The organism is Sphingomonas sp. So64.6b (genome assembly GCF_014171475.1).
Taxonomy (GTDB): Bacteria; Pseudomonadota; Alphaproteobacteria; order Sphingomonadales; family Sphingomonadaceae; genus Sphingomonas; species Sphingomonas alpina_A.
On sequence record NZ_CP048817.1, the window covers coordinates 100,577 to 117,343 of the forward strand.

The window sequence follows — 16,767 nt, forward strand, 5'->3', positions numbered from 1 at the left end:
GGGTTCAGTCGTTCGCTGGCTTGGCGGAACCGGGGCTGGTGATGTCGGTCAGCGTCGCCTTGACCACACGGACCTTGACCGTCGGGGCGATCTCGACCTCGACAAAGCGCTCCTCGACCTTGGTCACCTTGCCCAGGATGCCACCGGCGGTGACGACCGAATCGCCCTTCTTGACCGCTTCGATGGTTGCCTGAAGCGCCTTCATGCGGCGTTGCTGCGGGCGAATCATCAGAAAATAGAAGACGATGAAGACGAGAAACAGCGGCGCGAGGCTGAGGAACGAGCCCATGCCGCCACTGGCGGCCGAACCGGCGGTCTGGGCGTAGGCTGAGGGGATGAACATGCTTCTACCTGAATGGCGGGACGGCAGGGCGGACGCCCCACGCTATAAGCGCCGCGCGCTATCATCATCACCGGGGACACGCAACATTCGTGGTGCGCGACGAACATGCGGCAGCGAACACTGGACGCTTGCATCCGGCGCCACACCCGCATAGACGCGCTCGCCTCGGTCGGGGCGTAGCGCAGCCTGGTAGCGCATCACACTGGGGGTGTGGGGGTCGCAGGTTCGAATCCTGTCGCCCCGACCAAGAAAATCAACGACTTAGTCCCGATTTTCAACCAATCTTGGGGGTGTGCTTTTCGTGCTGGCAATCACCCAGCAATCACCGTGTGTGGTAAGCCGGAGCACTTTAGGGCAATCCGATTCGTGGCAGATCGAGTGATCCGCATCCAAGTGCAAGCAATATCAGCGCGACTTTGGAAGAGTTTATGCGCGGCATATTGCCGGCTCGTCGATATTGATGTCAGGACGCAGTCGCAGCAGCGGCTCAGGCTGAGGACGATCAGCGAAGTGCTACGCTGCGCGCCGAAGAAGATGCCGCCAAGGATGCGCAGTATCAAGGATGCGCAGTATAAAGTCAGCTCGGAGCGGCCCAACAGAGCCGATCAAGCGCGGCGGATGCCGCGTTCCCGCCAACCCACGCGGCGGGCTGCGGCGGGATAGCTTCGATCCTGCCTCGAGTGCCATCCCGATCCCACGCAAGGTGCTGAAAGGCGGCTCGCACCTATGCGCCGCTAATTATTGCCAGAGTTGTTGTCCCGCCGCACGTCACCCACAGGCGCTGGACACTTCGACCAGTCATATCGGCACCGCCGTATCATCCGCAGCAGGGAAGCTCGCCCGTAACTGACCGGCGGCAGGGCTGGGAGCTACTCTTGATTTTGAAAGTGACGGGCGGTGTACTCGACGGCCTTGGGCAGGTTCTCTGCGAAACGGGTAAGAAAATCGCGAAATTTGTCACGTTCCTCCGGGCTGAAGCCGTCCAGGAGCACTTCCTCACGTGATCGCGCCATGCGGACGATCTGGCGGTGGACGGGCAGACTCTCTGGCGTGGGCTTCGCGTAACGGCCATGCCTGCCGCTTTCGATCTTCAAAAGGCGGTTTTTTTCGAGCTTTTTGAGTGACTGGCTGACGGTCGCCTTGTTCATGCTCAAGATATCGCAGATTTCAAACGCCTGCAGTTCGCCGAACTCGTAGAGGATCGACAGGACCCGCGTCTCGTTTACGCCCATGCCGAGGACATCCAGGTACAGGCGCGACGCGTGCCAAGCATAGCCGTTGTTGGCCACGGTCAGCAGATGCGGAACGAACTGGTCCTTTTGCAGGTACGCCTCGCGATCGTAATCCGATGGCGGTCGATCGAATGCCTTTTTCATCTGCTCCATCGTGCGGTCGCCTGCCCTTGTGAGGGATCCGAATGCTGCATTCAGGATTGACTGTCCAGAGTTTGTGCTTAAACGAGAGTTTGATTACAAACTCCAGCACCGACTGGCGTGACGCAGGGAGAGGAATGGGTGGCAGGCAGGTCAGAATCTGCGCGGACGATCATCGAGATCGATCCGTTTGCCGAGGAAACGCTGTGCAACCCCGGCACTTTCGATCGCGCCGCGCTCGCGGCGGAGTCGGTCCTCTATCTTCCGCAATACGACCTGTGGGCGCTCGCCCGACACGATCTGGTCAAGTCCGCGTTCGCCGATTGGCGCCGTTTTTCTTCGGCATCGGGAACCGGGCTGACCAACATCGGGAAGGCCGCCGTCTGGCGTCGCCCAAGCCTGATCCTGGAAAACGATCCGCCCGATCACGGGCGTTATCGCAAGATCATGGCAAGCGTACTGACCGGCGAGACGCTGACGCGTATTCGCGCGCAGTTTGCGGAAACTGCCGACGCACTGGCTGCGGCGCTTGTCGCGCAGGGCGAATTCGACGCCGCCAAGGATTATGCCCAGATCTTTCCCTTCATCGTGGTGCCAACGATGTTAGGGCTGCCGGAGGAGCACCGCGAGGCGATGCTCACCTATTCCGAGCTTAACTTCAACGCGATGGGTCCCGACAACCTCCTTCTAAAACAATCGCGCGAAAAGGCTGCGCCGATCATGGAAGTCGTGGTTGAGCATTGCCGTCGCGAGCGGCTGTCCGACGATGGCCTGGGCGCCCGGATTTACGCGGCCTGTGCCCAGGCGGGTATCGACGAAGACGATGCCGCCGTGCTGGTCCGCACCTTTTTTTCGGCCAGCATGGACACGACGATGAATGGCATCGGCTTCGCGATCCAGTCGCTGGCGCAACACCCTGAGCAATGGGCGCTGGTCCGCCGGGATCTTTCACTGGTCAAGGCAGCATTCGACGAGAGCCTGCGGCACCGATCGCCCAGTCCCTATATCGGTCGCACCACCACCTGCGATGTCGAGATCGAAGGCGTGACGATCCCGGCCGAGAGCAAGGTGTTGCTACTGGTCGGCGCCGCAAACCGGGATCCGCGTCGTTTCGATGATCCGGACCGCTTCGACCTGCGTCGTAACTCGGCCGGTCATGTTGCCTTCGGCGTCGGCATCCATGCCTGCATCGGCCAGATGGTCGCCAAGCTTGAGGCGGAGATGGCGCTGGAGGCGCTTGCTCGTCACGCCGCCACGATCGTGCCGGCTGGCGAGCCGCGCTATCAGATGAACAACTGGCTGCGCGGCCTGTCGTCGCTGCCGATCCGGGCGACGGCGGCATGACCGCTGTCGGCAATGACGCACTGCCGCCAGAGGCGCCCAGCTCCCCACGGTTCGCCTATGGTCCGGTGCGGGCATGGGCGGTGGTGGTGGTATTGTTATTTGCCTATGCCGTCTCGTTGATCGATCGCCAGGTCCTCAGCCTGCTGGTACAGCCGATCAAGGCGAGCCTGGCGATTTCCGACACGCAGGTCAGCTTGTTACACGGCCTGGCATTCGCAATCTTCTACACGATGTTCGGCATCCTGATCGGCCGGGCGGTCGATACATATAACCGGCGTAACATCATCGTCGCGGGGATGACATTGTGGTGCATGGCGACCGTCGCCTGCGGCATATCGAGCAGCTTTGCAGGGCTGTTCATCGCGCGCATGTTCGTGGGCGTCGGCGAAGCGACACTGTCGCCCGCCGCCTTCTCGATGATCGCGGACTATTTTCCGCCCGAACGGCGTGCGCGTGCGATGAGCGTCTTTTCGACCGGCGTGTTCGTCGGATCGGGACTTGCGCTGATCCTGGGCGGTGTCGCGATCGAGGCGACCGAGCGTTACGCCGGCACCAGCGTACCGCTGATCGGGCAGGTCGAGGGCTGGCAGCTCGCCTTCTTCGCGGTCGGCGCGCCGGGGCTGCTGATAGCCGCCTTGATCGCGCTGGTGCGCGAGCCTGCCCGCATGGAAGTGAGCGCCGAGGGTGCGGGCGTTGCCGACAGCCTGGCATTCTTCCGCCGGAACGGTGCGGCGCTTGGCACGATGATGCTGGCGTTCGGCGCAAATGGCCTGATCAATTTCAGTCTCTCAGGTTGGGCGCCGACGTATTTCATCCGGGTATATGGCTGGTCGGCGGGCCAGATCGGTGCGATCTATGGCACGCTGCTGCTCGTCTGCGGAACGTCGGGGATCATGCTTGGCGGCTGGATCGCCGATCGCCTTGTCCTGCGCATGGGCCCGCGGGGCGCTCTCGTTACGATGCGCTGGTCGGCGCTGTTGATGATTCCGTCGCTCGCGGCATTTGGCTTCGTGTCGACACCGCTCACCGCGTTGATCGCGCTCGGCTGGTCGTGCTTCGTGCTGGGTCTGCCCACCGGACTGGCGCCGGTCGCGCTCTACTCGATCACCCCCAACCAGTTTCGGGGCCAGGTGACTGCCTGCTATCTGTTCGCGGTGACGATGATCGGCATGACGCTCGGCTCGACCCTGATCGCTCTGTGTACCGATTATCTTTTCCGCGACGAGACCGCAGTTGGTCGATCGCTCGCGCTCGTGGCCAGTTGTGCTGCCGCCGTGAGCTTCGTCAGCCTGACGATTTCACAGCGGATCCAGGATCGCGCATCATGAAGAGGCTCATCAACGCGGCGTCGGACGTGACGGTGGACATGCTCGCGGGCATCGCTTTGGCCGACCGACGCGTGCTTATCATGCCTGAATATAACGTCATCGTACGTGCGGACTATGCCACCTATTGCGACATCGGCCGGGTGGCGCTGGTCTCGGGCGGCGGTTCGGGGCACGAACCTGCGCATGCCGGTTATGTCGGCGCGGGCATGCTGACGGCGGCGGTCGCAGGCGAAGTCTTCACTTCGCCCAGCGTCGACGCGGTGCTTGTCGCAATTCGGCTGGTCACTGGGCCGGCCGGATGCCTGCTGATCGTCAAGAACTACACCGGCGACCGGCTGAATTTCGGATTGGCGGCGGCGCTGGCGCGGGCGGAAGGGCTGAAGGTCGCGGTTGTCCTCGTCGACGACGACGTTGCCCTTGCAGCTGGCAAGAGCCGCGCCGGAGCACGCGGTCTCGCCGGCACGATGCTGGTGCACAAGGTCGCCGGCGCCGCTGCCGAAGCCGGCGCAACGCTCGAAGCGTTGCAAATCGAATTGGAACGGCTCGTACCCAATATCGGTACGATGGGAGTCGGACTCTCGGCTTGCACCGTACCGGTCAATGGCACCCCCAGCTTCGTATTGGCCGATGACGAAATCGAATATGGGCTGGGCATCCACGGCGAGCCAGGCGCGAGCCGCGAGCCGCCCGCGGCGGCCGAAGCGATCGCGCGACGTCTGATCGACACGATCGCGGAGCGCAAGTCGATCAAAGCAGGTGCGCGGGTGGTACTCATGATCAATGGCCTAGGCGGCACGCCGCCTGCCGAGCTCTCGATCGTCGCGGGATCAGCGATCCAGATATGCCGCGAGCGTGGCTTCATCGTCGACCGCGTCATGGTCGGTTCATTCCTGACGGCGCTCGAAATGGCAGGCTGTTCGATCACCCTGGCCATCGCGTCCGAGCAGATGCTCGATCGACTGGATGCGCCAACCGACGCGCCGGCTTGGTCCACGCCGCTGACACCGGCTTCGAAGCTTCAGCTGCTTGCCGCCCCCGTCACCGCACCGGCTCTTGTGTCGACGGGCGGCCCCCTCGCCAGCCCCGCCATGCAAGTGCGGCTACGCGCCGCCGTTCAGGCGTCGGCCGACGCTCTGATTGCGGCGGAACCGGTGCTGACGGAACTCGACAGCAAGGTCGGCGACGGCGATCTCGGCATCAGCATGGCGCGGGGCGCGCGCGCCGTTCTACATGAACTCGACGCGCTCGATCCGGCACACCCGGCTGTCATGCTCGAGCAGATATCGGCCATTCTACGACGCAGCGTCGGGGGCACGTCCGGTCCACTCTATGCGGCATTGACGCTGGCAGTCGCGATCAGCCTGCGTGAAGAGGGCGGTATTTTGGCGCTCGCTGATTGGGCCCGCGCGCTTGCCGCCGGGTGCCAGGCGATCACGGATCTGGGCGGCGCCAAACACGGCGACCGCACGATGCTCGATGCCCTTGTTCCGGCGACCGAGGCGCTGGTCAAGGACGCGCAGGGGGGCAGCAGCGCCGATGATGCGCTGGCAAGGGCGGTGCATGCGGCGCGGGCCGGCGCCGACCGAACCGCCGCGCTCGATCCACGCTTCGGACGATCCAGCTACGTTGGTGATCGCGCGATCGGCCACGTCGATCCCGGCGCGGAAGCCGTCACCGTCTGGCTCGGCGCGCTGCCGAAATCCGATCCGCAATGACACATAAGATAATAAATCGAGGAGGGACAATCATGACAACCACCACTCGCAAGCATGGTTTGCTGTTCGGCGCTTCGACTGCGGCTCTGTTGATGGCCACGGCCGCACATGGGCAGACGATTAACGGCCACCCCCAGCCCCAGTCGCCGTCTGCCGACGCGGTGACGCCTGAACAATCGGCACCCGCTGTTCCCGATAAGACATCGCCTGCGTCTGCCGCGCCCGACACAGGCTCAGAATCGCAGTCCACACCCCCCGGCGACGCGGTCAGCACCGGCGACATCGTCGTGACGGCGCAGTTTCGTACCCAACGCCTTCAAGACACCCCGTTGGCCATCACTGCGCTGAACGGCGCATTGCTTGAGTCCAAGGGCGCGAGCAACATTCTCGACGTCGCCAATGCCGCGCCGAACGTGACGATGCGTCAGGCCGGCGGTGCTAACGGCGGTGCTGCGCAGGTCTTCATTCGCGGCGTCGGCCAGGCAGATTCGCAATTCGCGTTCGAGCCGGGCGTCGGCATGTACGTCGACGACGTCTATTACGGCACCGTTTTCGGCTCTATTTTCGACCTGCTCGACCTCGATCGGGTCGAAGTGCTGCGGGGACCGCAGGGCACGCTGTCGGGCCGCAATTCGATCGGTGGCGCGGTCAAGCTGTTTTCCAAGAAGCCCGAGAGCGGCAACAGCGGCTATGTCGAGGCCGCCTATGGCCGCTTCAACCGCCTCGAACTGAAGGGCGCCGCCAATTTCGAGCTGATTCCCGACAAACTGATGGTGCGCGTGTCCGGCGTGGCGAAGCGCTCCGACGGCTACTTCAAACGCTTCGACTATGGCTGTCTCAATCCGAACAGCGGCGTACAATCGTCCGCGTCGGGCAATTGCCAGACCGGCGAGGAAGGCGGCCGCAACTTTCAGGCGGGCCGCCTGGCGCTGCGCATTATACCCAGCGATAACGTCGAGGTGAATCTGATCGGCACGATCACGTCCGATGATTCCCAGGTCGCGCCGCAGAAGTTGCGGGACATCACTACGCGCGCGAACATTCCCGCCGGGATCGATCCGCGCATTTTCATCCCAGGCGCGGAGGATCGGTTCAGCTACGCTACCTACATAAGCCCGGCGTTCACCGATCCGGCGCGCTTCAACGGCATCCCCGGAGCGGGCGCGCACCCGGCGGTAGCTCTTCAGCCCAACATGCGCCTGCGTGCGAAGATGATTTCCGGTGCGATCGACTGGGACCTGTCCGATGATCTGACGCTTACCTCGATCACCGCATACCAGCATTATACCGGCAGCAACGCGACGGACATCGACCTGACGCCGTATGGGCTGAACACCGTATTGTCGACGTATCGCTATAACCAGTTCACTCAGGAATTGCGCCTGGGCGGATCGCTGCTCGACAAGTTTCTGGATTATACGATCGGCGCCTATTATTTTAAGTCGGTCGGTCGGTTCGAGGGGGCCAATTACAATCTTCCCGGATTGGCAAACGAGAATATATACGCCTCCAACGACCGTATCCCTTCCGAGAGCAAGTCGGTGTTTGCCCATGTTACGGCAAACATCACCGATCGACTCTCGCTGATCGGCGGACTTCGCTATACGAAGGATCGCAAGGACTATAGTTTTGGTCGCCTGAACCCGTTCTTCCCCAATCTGCCATCCTACACCTCGGCAGGCCAGATCAACGGAGTCACGGGCAGTTATCGCGGGAACAGCGTCGATTACCGCGCCAATCTGCAATATCGATGGTCGGATCAGTTGATGACCTATGTCCAGTTCTCCACTGGCTATCGCGCGGGCGGCGTCAATCCGCGTCCTTATGTCCTGGATCAGGCAGTGCCGTTCGATTCGGAGCGGTTGCAGGCGTACGAGGTGGGATTCAAGGCTGATCTGTTCGGTCGCGTGCTGCGACTGAACGGCTCCCTCTTCATCAACGAGTACAGCGACATCCTGTTCAACAACCAGTCGCCGACCCTCACCAGCGTGCTGAATTCGACTCCGGTCAACGCCGGCGATGCGCAGTTTCAGGGCGTTGAGCTGGAAGCCAATATCCGTCCGCTCGACGGGCTTCTGATCGATGCCTCGGGCAGCTATCTCGGCTTCGACTTCAAACGCATCGGTGCCGCCGGGGCGACGATAACCGGAATTTCGCTGGATAATCGAGCGCCGTTCGCGCCCGAATGGAAGGGCAATCTCGGGATGCAGTACGAGATTGTGACGAACGGCAAGGGCTCGGTCACGCCACGCTTCGACATCTCCTATCAATCGTCTTTCTTCCCGCAGGTCGACAACGACCCGCGCGCACGGGTGAAGGGATACGCGCTCGTCAACACGCGTCTCACGTGGATGAACGATGATCGCGATCTGCAGGTCGCTCTCACGATTTCGAACCTGCTGGACAAATATTACGACATCAGTGCGCTGAAATATCCGATCGGCGTCGTGTCCGCGACACCGGCACCACCGCGCGAATGGCGTCTTAGCGTTCGCAAAAGTTTCTGAACCACCACCGGCGGGTTCCGACCGAGCCGCCATCCCTTGCATCAAGGAGAGCCGTGTTGAATCGCCAGTTCCTTCGCCGCGCCGCCAAGGTTTCGAGCATAGCCATCGCGGCCATGATGTCGCTCAACGCGGGGATTGTGCCGGTGATCGCGCAGACCCAGTCCGTCGGCGCTTATCCGGAACGGCCGAAAGCCCCGAAGGGCGCGCCGAACATTATCGTCATCATGACCGACGATGTCGGCTTCGCTGCCAGCAGCACTTTCGGCGGACCGGTGCCGACGCCGGTTTTCGACGCGCTGGCGGACAAGGGCGCGCGCTATAACCGGTTCAACACCACGGCCATGTGCTCGCCCACCCGCGCTGCGCTGCTCACGGGGCGCAACCCTCACGAAGTGGGCTTCGGCGTCATCAGCGAAGAAGCGGCACCCGCCCCAGGCTATAATTCGGTCATTCCGCGTTCGGCGGCAACGTTTGCCGAAGTGCTCGGCATGAACGGCTATAACACGGCGATGTTTGGCAAGCATCACAACGCGCCGCTATGGGAGGACACGCCCGTCGGCCCGTTTGATCATTGGCCTACCGGGCTTGGCTTTGACTATTTTTACGGCTTCCTCGGCGGTGCGACCAACCAGTTCGCACCCGCGCTCTATGAGAATCGAGAGTGGAGGGAGGCACCGCAGGACGATCCGAACTACATCCTGGATCGTGATCTGGCCGACCACGCCATAAAGTGGATGAATACTCAGCGTAGCGTGAGTCCCGATGCGCCGTTCCTGATCTATTACGCGCCCGGTTCCGCGCACTCGCCCCATCAGGCACCGCCTGACTGGATCGCCCGCTTCAAGGGTCATTTCGATCAGGGGTGGGACAAGGTTCGCGACGCAAGCTTTGCACGCCAGAAAAAGACCGGCGTCATCCCCTCGACCGCTGCCCTGACGCCGCGCCCGCCCGTGATCCCCGCCTGGGACTCACTGACCCCGGACGCAAAGCGCGTGGAGGCCCGCATGATGGAAATCTATGCCGCGCAACTCGCCTTCGCCGACGATCAAATCGGTCGTTTGATCCAGGCGGTGAAGGACAATGGCGACTTCGACAACACGCTGATCGTCTTCATTCAGGGCGACAACGGCGCCAGCATGGAGGGGTCCCCGATCGGAACGATGGACGAGATCGCCCGCGGCAAGAACGCAATGCCCGACACGCTGCAGGATCAACTTGCCAGGATCGACGACTTTGGAACGAAGCACTCATGGAACAATTACGGGATCGGCTGGGCGTGGGCGATGAACACGCCCTTTCAATGGGGCAAAGCGATTGCCTCGCACCTGGGCGGCGTGCGCAACGGTATGGTCGTGAGCTGGCCGAGGGGGCTTCAGAAGCCGGGACAGATGCGGACCCAATTCACGAACGTGACCGACATCGCGCCAACACTCTACGAGGCGGCGGGCATCGCCATTCCCGAATCCGTTCATGGGGTGAAGCAGATGCCGCTGGCGGGCACCAGTTTGGCGTATACTTTCCGACAGCCGAACGCCGCCAGCCGGGACGAAGAACAATATTGGGAACTGCGGGAAAATATCGCCTTCTACGAGAAAGGTTGGCTCGCCGCGACGACGCCCCGGGTGATGCCGTGGGATAAGGAGGCGCCTCCAGCAAGCGGCACGCCCGTCGAGTGGCAGCTCTACGACCTGAACAGCGACTTCAGTCAGTCGCGCGACCTCGCCGCGAAAAACCCGGCCAAACTTGCCGAATTGAAGCAGGCTTATGCGGCGGTCGCGGCGCGCAATCAGGTTGGCTTGCCCGCCGGGGTGTCGGCGGCGGCGGCGCGTCCGTTTCTTTCCAACGGGCAGACCCGCTTCGTATACCGAAACAGCGACCAGCGTCTGTCGCGGTACAGCTTTGCCAATATCATGAACCGATCGTGGCAGGTGACAGCCGACATCGTCGTTCCCGAAACCGGCGGCGACGGTGCCCTGGTCGCGCAAGGCAGTCGGCTGGGCGGCTGGGGGTTACTTATGATGAACGGGCGACCCGCCTTCCTGTACAACGCCTCGATCCTCGACCGTGACAAGACGCGCATCACCGGCGGCGACGTGCTGAAGCCGGGCGCACACAAGATCGTCGCTGATATCGTGTACGACGGCGGTGGTCGCGGAATGGGCGCAAGCGTTCGCATCCTGATCGACGGACGGGAAGTATCGCGCGGTCGCGTGCCCCGCACGATCGGCGCTCTTCTCGTCAGCGAAGGCGGTGCGTCGATCGGGCGCGATTACGGAACGACGCTGTCCGACGATTATGCCAGCCCGTTCGTTTATCCCGGCACGATCGACAAGGTCGTGATCGATGTGGGGCCGACCCGCTGACAGCTGACACCACTCAGCTTGGGCGGCTGAGCGGGGTGCTTTGAAAGTCTGACGATCGACGAGATGGCGTTCGAGATTGAAGTGGTAGTGGACGGTCGCATGGACGCTGACGAACCTCTGCAGCGTCTTCATTCGTCGAACGGGAGCATTGCTCGCTCGCGTCATCGGAACGGCAGGTGGCTGTTCCCGACCCTGTTGGCCCAGCGTCCACCTCCTGCTTCTCGGCGCAGCATGGTTGGGCTATGACCGCTTCGTCGCACAGGGCGGCGATTGGGGCGCGATTGTCACAGAGCAGATCGGCGTCCAAGCGCCCCCTGGACTTCTCAGCATTCACGCCAACATGCCTTCGGCCGTGCCCGCGGAAGTGGCAAGCGCTCTGCACTCCGGCAACGGGCCGCCGGCGGAACTTTCGAGCGAGGAGCGCCAGGCGTTCGAGCGCATCAGCTTCTTCTTCGCCCATGGCGTGTCGTACGCCCAGCTAATGGCGAACCACCCGCAGACGCTGTACGGCCTTGCGGACTCCCCGGTGGGGCTCGCGGCCTGGTTCATCGATCACGATCTGCGCAGCTATCGGCTTATCGCCCGCGTGTTCGCGGACGAACATGAGGGGCTCACGCGCGACGACATACTCGATAATATCACTTTGACCTGGCTGACCAACTCGGCAATTTCCGGAGCGCGCCTGTATCGCGAGAACAAGCTTCCCTTCTTCGCCCCGATGGGCGTCAAAGTTCCGGTCGCAATTACCGCCTTTCCGGACGAGCTTTACCAGTGTCCGCAAAGCTGGGCCGAGCGGGCCTATCCTAACCTCATCCACTATAATCAGGTGGAAAAGGGCGGGCATTTCGCGGCGTGGGAGCAGCCAGCGATCCTGACACAGAAACTGCGAGCAGCCTTCCGCTCGCTGCGCTGATTATGACGCGGGCGGCACGAGTCTGGGCGACGTCCGCCCATGTTATTATTTGGAGTATCTATGCGGCGTCGGGGGCAGGTTGAGCCAGCTTGGTTGCATCATGCGGCTGGCTCGACGCTCATGCGTTAACCGTTTAGCCGAATTGCGATAAAGCCCGTTTCGGGCTTATCCTGTTGCGACGGAAGGGCCTGATTGAACGATGCAAAGAATCGCGGTTTTGATCATCGACGATTCGGTCACAATTCGCGCGATGATGGAGCAGGTTCTGCTTCACGATCATCAATTCGAAGTGGCCGGTATCGCTTCCAGCGTGGACGAAGCGCGGCAGATGATGCGTACCATTTCTCACGACGTCGTGACGCTCGACCTGTCGATGCCGGATATCGGCGGCCTCGAATTTCTTGACGAGCTGTCGACCCGGACTCACGCGCCGATCGTCGTGGTCTCTTCGTCCACCAGGAGCGAAAGTCCCGCAGCAGCTGAGGCGCTGGAACATGGCGCATTTGCCTGCTTCGACAAGGCAAGGCTGGTCGCCGACGTGCGTGGTTTCCTTGGCGTTCTGCGAAAGGCGGCGACCGGGAAGAAGCGCGCGCAATAATCCGCCGGCTCATCCCCCATATTTCGGGGACACAATATTAAATGTCCGGCTTTGCACAACGATGACGTTTGCACCCCCCTAATCAACAACCTGCTGAAGCATCTCGTCGATCAGGCGTTGATCCTGATCGAGCACCCAGCATTCGGCCAGCAGGGAATCCCTGACGGCATAGATCAGCGTGCGGTCGATCTCGACCGGACGTCCCCCGATCGAAATCTCCTCGCGCGCCAGGATCACGCCGCGCGTGGCGCCCGCGGCTATGTCGCTGATCTCGATCAGGCGTCGCCGCGACCGGCGGGAGAAATCCGCCAGTACGGCCAGCGCTGCACCCTTGCCGCGATGCACGCCGGCCAGCGGGCTCGTCCCGAAATAATGAAGCGTGAAGTCGTCATGATAGCATGACATGATCGCCTGCAGGTCCCCGGCACGCCATGCCGCGGCGTAGCGCGTCAGGACGGTGAGGATGTCGTCGCTTGCACTATCATCCATCGCCGATCCCTTTCGTCAACTTGATGCAACAACCTTGACCGAATAGCCGCACGGCTTTCGCAGGATTGTACCGAAATTCCGCTAATTAATTGATTGTCGAGGATAAATTACAGAATTTTCAGCATATCGCCGCACCAAAGATATGACACGACCGGTGTCCCATATCTCCCCCATTCTTCACCGCCCTGGTTGATTCAAGCGCCGTTCGACCGCCGCTAGCACAGCAATCATGGCAACACGCGTTCCAAACTTTAAACCGACTCACGTCCTGGACCGCAACCCGGGCGAGTATCGCGCCCCGCTCGCTACTCGGCCAGCCGATCGCCTGTTGCGCCATCGCCGGTTCCGCGCTTCAAGGCGCTGCCCAAACAAAGCGGACTGAGGCGGAATCGATGAGCAATCTCTACAGCCGGCTCGCCGCTTGCTTTCCAAACGATACCAAGCCGTTCGCACATCTATCCGACGGCAGGGTCGTCACTTATGGCGACCTGGAGATCGAAACGGCGCGCTACGCCAACGCGTTGACTAAACTGGGCGTCGCGATCGGCGATCGGGTCGCGGTGCAGGCGGAAAAGAGCATTGAGTTGCTGATCCTCTACCTTGCCTGCGTTCGTGCGGGTGCGGTGTTTCTGCCGCTCAACCCGGCCTACACGGCGGGCGAGCTCGACTATTTCATGCGCGATGCCGAACCTGCGTTGTTCGTGTGCGATCCCGCCAGCCAGACCCGGATCGAAACGCTCGCGGCGGCTGCCGGAATCGCCCGGGTCGAAACGCTCGATGCGTCGGGCGGCGGATCGCTGCCGGCGATCGCTGCGTCGCAGCCCGCCCTGTTCGAGACGGTCGAGCGCGACGACGATGATCTCGCGGCGATCCTCTACACCTCGGGAACGACGGGCCGGTCCAAGGGCGCGATGCTCAGCCACGATAATCTCGCCTCCAACGCCTTTACGCTGAAGGAGTATTGGCGCTTCACCGGCGATGATGTGCTGCTCCACGCGCTGCCGATCTTCCACACGCACGGCCTGTTCGTCGCGACCAACATCATGCTCGCCGCTGGCGGATCGATGCGCTTCCTGGCCAAATTCGATGCCGAAGCGGTGCTGCGCGAATTACCGCATGCGACGGTCATGATGGGCGTGCCGACCTTCTATATCAGATTGCTGGGCGAGCCGCGCTTCACGCGCGATCTGGTCGGCCATATCCGCTTGTTCGTGTCGGGCTCGGCACCGCTCTCCGCCGACATCCATCGTGAGTTTGCGGGCCGTACCGGGCACGCGATCCTCGAACGCTATGGCATGACCGAAACCAACATGAACACGTCGAACCCCTATGACGGCGACCGGCGCGCCGGCACGGTGGGTTTCCCGCTGCCCGGCGTATCGATCCGCACCGTCGATCCCGAAAACCACGCGCCGCTGGCGCAGGGCGAGGTCGGGATGATCGCGATTGCCGGTCCCAACGTGTTCAAGGGATATTGGCGAATGCCCGAAAAGACCGCAGCGGAATTCCATGACGGGCATTTCCTGTCCGGCGATCTGGGTTTGATCGATGACCGCGGTTACGTCTCGATCGTCGGCCGGGCCAAGGACCTGATCATTTCGGGCGGTTACAACGTCTATCCGGCAGAGGTCGAAACCGCACTCGACGAGCTTGAGGAAATCCATGAATCGGCGGTGATCGGCGTGCCGCACCCCGATCTCGGCGAGGGCGTGGTCGCGGTCGTCGTGCCGCGCGAAACCGGATTTGCCGATTCCGGGCGGGTCAAGGCGTTGCTGGCGGACAGTCTGGCGCGCTTCAAACAGCCGCGCCGTATCGTCTTTGTCGATGCCCTGCCCAAGAACGCGATGGGCAAGGTGCAGAAGACCGTGCTGCGCGCCGACTATGGGGACAGTTTTACGGGTTAGGCATCCGCGTGACCTGGATATGCACTGCGCGCCACTCGCCCTTGATGCGGCGGAAGGTGTCGGAAAAGCGGAAGCGGCTGGCGAAGCTCTTGCCGCCCGAACTGCCCTTCAACAGCGTTTCCGCGCCGACCACACCGGCATCCGGACCCAGTTCCGTCACCGTGCGGTCGACCAGCACGATCGGCTCGAAGCGGTCGTCGGGTGCGGTCCACCCTTCGATGAAGTCACGCTTGCCGAGCCGCTTGCCCGATCCGTCGATGAACACCAGATCGTCGGACACCATCCGTTCGAGCGCGGCGCCATCCTTGGTCAGCTGCGCCTGGTCGAACCTATCCGCGAAGGCGACCAGCGTGTCGGCAGCGCGATCCGCCGGCGCGGCGAGGGGGGGTGACGCCGTGGCGAGCGCAAGCATCGAAATCAAAAGCTTCATCGTCGATTCCCCGGTTCGGTCGGCTTGTTGTGACAGCGTCGTCCGGGCATTCAAGGCACTCGCTTGAAATCGGAGATCCAGTTCACTTCCCAGGTCTTGCCCGCATCGCCGGAAAAGGATTGTTCGATCCGGAACGCCTTGTCGACCACCGGAGTGAAGATGAAGCGCACGAAGATCTGGCGGTCGCCGAGCGTGTCTTCATTGTAGAATTCACCGCGCCCGCTGGCGTCGAAACCGCCGATCATCGCCCGTGTGATCCCGCCGTCGCGGCTGCTCGCCCAGCTGACCTTCCATTGATGCGATGCCGGATCGTAGAGCCTGAGGCTCAGGCCTTCGATCTGCCCGGCTGGACCCGACACATTGAGCTCGCCGAGATTGGCCTTGCCGCCCCACACTTTGCGCACCACCGAGCTGCCGTCATACTCGACCCATTCGGTTGATCCGGTGAGTGGTTTGGTGCGGCGCGCGATGTGCGCGGTCCATGATCCGAACTCGAAATCGAAATCGCGGCTCCCGTCGCGCAAGACCGGCATGACTCGCCCGTCGGGCCGTGCCGTCGGTGCGGTGGACTGGGCGATCGCCGGCGCCGGTTGAAGCGCGACGATCGCACTGGCGATCAGCGTCCGGATCGAAAGTCGGGCGATCTTGCCCATGGGGATTTCCTAATGTTGGCGGTGAGGGTGCGCGTTCAGCCGTCCAGGCGGCTGAAGACGCCGTCGCGCTGCGCCTTGGTGTGGCAGGCCATGCAGCGCGTGACGCCCTGAGCCCCCGTGACGGCGACCTCGGTCCGGCTGTCGCCGAGGAATTCGATGAAGCGCCAGCCGTCGCGCCTCTTCTCCATCACGTCGACCAGCATGCGGGCACCGGGCTGGATACTGCCCGGACCGGTCTTCGGTGCATGCAGGTCGAACGCGATGACCGAACCGAGCGGGAACGCACCCGTTCGATAACCCGTCATCGCGGGCTGATTGGCATAGATATGATGGATGCCGGCATATTTCGGAAAGGAAGGATTGCCTTCGCCGACATAGCTGCTGGTGACATGAGTCCATTCGCGAAAGCCTTGCGGGTAGGCGACCTCGCTATCGTCGCTTGCGCCGATCGTCAGCGTGGCGATGCAACCGAGCAGGATGATCTTGAAAGCGGTCATGGCTCTGGATGCGGTGCCGCTTGGCGACCGACAACGACCACTTCGATGAATTTCGACGAGACCACTTGGCCCGCCTGGCAAGGCCGCCGTCATCCGGCTTTGAGCGCAGGAATCGGATTTGGGTGCGGCGCGTGGCGTCGTAGCGCCACCGACCCGACCATCGGCGAGAGACTTTCGGATGACATTTGCGAACCCGGGCAGTTCATGCGGCCCAGGCACTTCACGCGGACCGCCGAAAGTGGACCGGGTAAAACAGCCCATAGTGGACATTGTCCGGAGCGTTTGGCCGATCCACGTCTCGCACCCGGAG

General features: G+C 62.4%; 14 protein-coding genes, 1 tRNA gene and 1 pseudogene. 10 read left to right on the forward strand and 6 right to left on the reverse strand.

What is annotated here, in order from left to right:
* Positions 1–4 precede the first annotated feature (4 nt).
* A complete protein-coding gene (gene yajC, locus G4G27_RS00500; RefSeq protein ID WP_183111147.1) occupies positions 5–343 on the reverse strand; it encodes a preprotein translocase subunit YajC in 339 nt (112 codons plus the stop codon).
* Between the two features lie 170 nt (positions 344–513).
* Between yajC and G4G27_RS00505 the strand changes: the two genes are divergently transcribed.
* Both G4G27_RS00505 and G4G27_RS24060 read left to right on the forward strand, forming a co-directional pair.
* Positions 514–590, forward strand: a tRNA-Pro gene (locus G4G27_RS00505).
* A gap of 363 nt (positions 591–953) precedes the next feature.
* A pseudogene (locus tag G4G27_RS24060) lies at positions 954–1,193 on the forward strand (formylglycine-generating enzyme family protein); the annotation flags it as partial.
* Positions 1,194–1,212: 19 nt separating this feature from the next.
* On the opposite strand, the gene G4G27_RS00510 reads toward G4G27_RS24060, so the two are convergent.
* Positions 1,213–1,728, reverse strand: a complete 516-nt coding sequence (locus tag G4G27_RS00510; protein WP_183111149.1) for a MarR family transcriptional regulator — start codon at positions 1,726–1,728, stop codon at positions 1,213–1,215.
* 129 nt (positions 1,729–1,857) lie between these two features.
* Between G4G27_RS00510 and G4G27_RS00515 the strand changes: the two genes are divergently transcribed.
* From G4G27_RS00515 to G4G27_RS00545, 7 genes are all read left to right on the forward strand, one after another.
* Positions 1,858–3,060 (forward strand): cytochrome P450, encoded by a 1,203-nt coding sequence (locus G4G27_RS00515; protein WP_183111151.1) that lies wholly within the window; start codon positions 1,858–1,860, stop codon positions 3,058–3,060.
* On the forward strand, positions 3,057–4,388 hold the full coding sequence (locus G4G27_RS00520; protein ID WP_183111153.1) for an MFS transporter: 1,332 nt from the start codon (positions 3,057–3,059) through the stop codon (positions 4,386–4,388). The genes G4G27_RS00515 and G4G27_RS00520 overlap by 4 nt, the downstream gene beginning before the upstream one ends.
* Positions 4,385–6,103: a dihydroxyacetone kinase subunit DhaL gene (dhaL, locus tag G4G27_RS00525; RefSeq protein ID WP_183111155.1), complete on the forward strand. Its 1,719-nt coding sequence runs from the start codon at positions 4,385–4,387 to the stop codon at positions 6,101–6,103. Before G4G27_RS00520 ends, dhaL begins: the two co-directional genes overlap by 4 nt.
* A gap of 32 nt (positions 6,104–6,135) precedes the next feature.
* A complete protein-coding gene (locus G4G27_RS00530; protein ID WP_183111157.1) occupies positions 6,136–8,610 on the forward strand; it encodes a TonB-dependent receptor in 2,475 nt (824 codons plus the stop codon).
* Positions 8,611–8,666: 56 nt separating this feature from the next.
* Positions 8,667–10,973, forward strand: a complete 2,307-nt coding sequence (locus G4G27_RS00535; RefSeq protein ID WP_183111159.1) for an arylsulfatase — start codon at positions 8,667–8,669, stop codon at positions 10,971–10,973.
* Positions 10,974–11,208: 235 nt separating this feature from the next.
* Positions 11,209–11,886: a hypothetical protein gene (locus G4G27_RS00540; protein ID WP_183111160.1), complete on the forward strand. Its 678-nt coding sequence runs from the start codon at positions 11,209–11,211 to the stop codon at positions 11,884–11,886.
* A 217-nt stretch (positions 11,887–12,103) separates the two neighbouring features.
* Positions 12,104–12,484, forward strand: coding sequence for a response regulator (locus tag G4G27_RS00545; protein ID WP_183111161.1), 381 nt, complete (start codon positions 12,104–12,106; stop codon positions 12,482–12,484).
* A 78-nt stretch (positions 12,485–12,562) separates the two neighbouring features.
* On the opposite strand, the gene G4G27_RS00550 is transcribed toward G4G27_RS00545, so the two are convergent.
* A complete protein-coding gene (locus tag G4G27_RS00550; protein WP_183111162.1) occupies positions 12,563–12,973 on the reverse strand; it encodes a nuclear transport factor 2 family protein in 411 nt (136 codons plus the stop codon).
* A gap of 392 nt (positions 12,974–13,365) precedes the next feature.
* Here G4G27_RS00550 and G4G27_RS00555 point away from each other — a divergent pair, with 392 nt between their 5' ends.
* Positions 13,366–14,877 (forward strand): malonyl-CoA synthase, encoded by a 1,512-nt coding sequence (locus G4G27_RS00555; RefSeq protein ID WP_183111163.1) that lies wholly within the window; start codon positions 13,366–13,368, stop codon positions 14,875–14,877.
* On the opposite strand, the gene G4G27_RS00560 is transcribed toward G4G27_RS00555, so the two are convergent.
* The 3 genes from G4G27_RS00560 to G4G27_RS00570 are packed head-to-tail and all read right to left on the reverse strand — an operon-like array spanning position 14,867 to position 16,457.
* The gene (locus G4G27_RS00560; RefSeq protein ID WP_183111164.1) at positions 14,867–15,307 is read right to left on the reverse strand and encodes a nuclear transport factor 2 family protein; all 441 of its coding nucleotides are present in this window, start codon (positions 15,305–15,307) and stop codon (positions 14,867–14,869) included. The genes G4G27_RS00555 and G4G27_RS00560 overlap by 11 nt on opposite strands.
* 50 nt (positions 15,308–15,357) lie before the next feature.
* Positions 15,358–15,960, reverse strand: a complete 603-nt coding sequence (locus tag G4G27_RS00565; protein WP_183111165.1) for a hypothetical protein — start codon at positions 15,958–15,960, stop codon at positions 15,358–15,360.
* A 35-nt stretch (positions 15,961–15,995) separates the two neighbouring features.
* Entirely contained in the window at positions 15,996–16,457 is a 462-nt protein-coding gene (locus G4G27_RS00570; protein ID WP_183111166.1) for a cytochrome P460 family protein, read from the reverse strand.
* Between the last annotated feature and the right edge of the window lie 310 nt (positions 16,458–16,767).

Bases quoted from the DNA above. Each gene is read 5' to 3' on its own strand.
- G4G27_RS00530 (WP_183111157.1), top strand. From the start codon at position 6,136: ATGACAACCACCACTCGCAAGCATGGTTTGCTGTTCGGCGCTTCGACT.
- G4G27_RS00560 (WP_183111164.1), bottom strand. From the start codon at position 15,307: ATGAAGCTTTTGATTTCGATGCTTGCGCTCGCCACGGCGTCACCCCCC.
- G4G27_RS00570 (WP_183111166.1), bottom strand. From the start codon at position 16,457: ATGACCGCTTTCAAGATCATCCTGCTCGGTTGCATCGCCACGCTGACG.
- G4G27_RS00520 (WP_183111153.1), top strand. From the start codon at position 3,057: ATGACCGCTGTCGGCAATGACGCACTGCCGCCAGAGGCGCCCAGCTCC.
- G4G27_RS00565 (WP_183111165.1), bottom strand. From the start codon at position 15,960: ATGGGCAAGATCGCCCGACTTTCGATCCGGACGCTGATCGCCAGTGCG.
- G4G27_RS00510 (WP_183111149.1), bottom strand. From the start codon at position 1,728: ATGGAGCAGATGAAAAAGGCATTCGATCGACCGCCATCGGATTACGAT.
- yajC (WP_183111147.1), bottom strand. From the start codon at position 343: ATGTTCATCCCCTCAGCCTACGCCCAGACCGCCGGTTCGGCCGCCAGT.
- dhaL (WP_183111155.1), top strand. From the start codon at position 4,385: ATGAAGAGGCTCATCAACGCGGCGTCGGACGTGACGGTGGACATGCTC.
- G4G27_RS00550 (WP_183111162.1), bottom strand. From the start codon at position 12,973: ATGGATGATAGTGCAAGCGACGACATCCTCACCGTCCTGACGCGCTAC.
- G4G27_RS00555 (WP_183111163.1), top strand. From the start codon at position 13,366: ATGAGCAATCTCTACAGCCGGCTCGCCGCTTGCTTTCCAAACGATACC.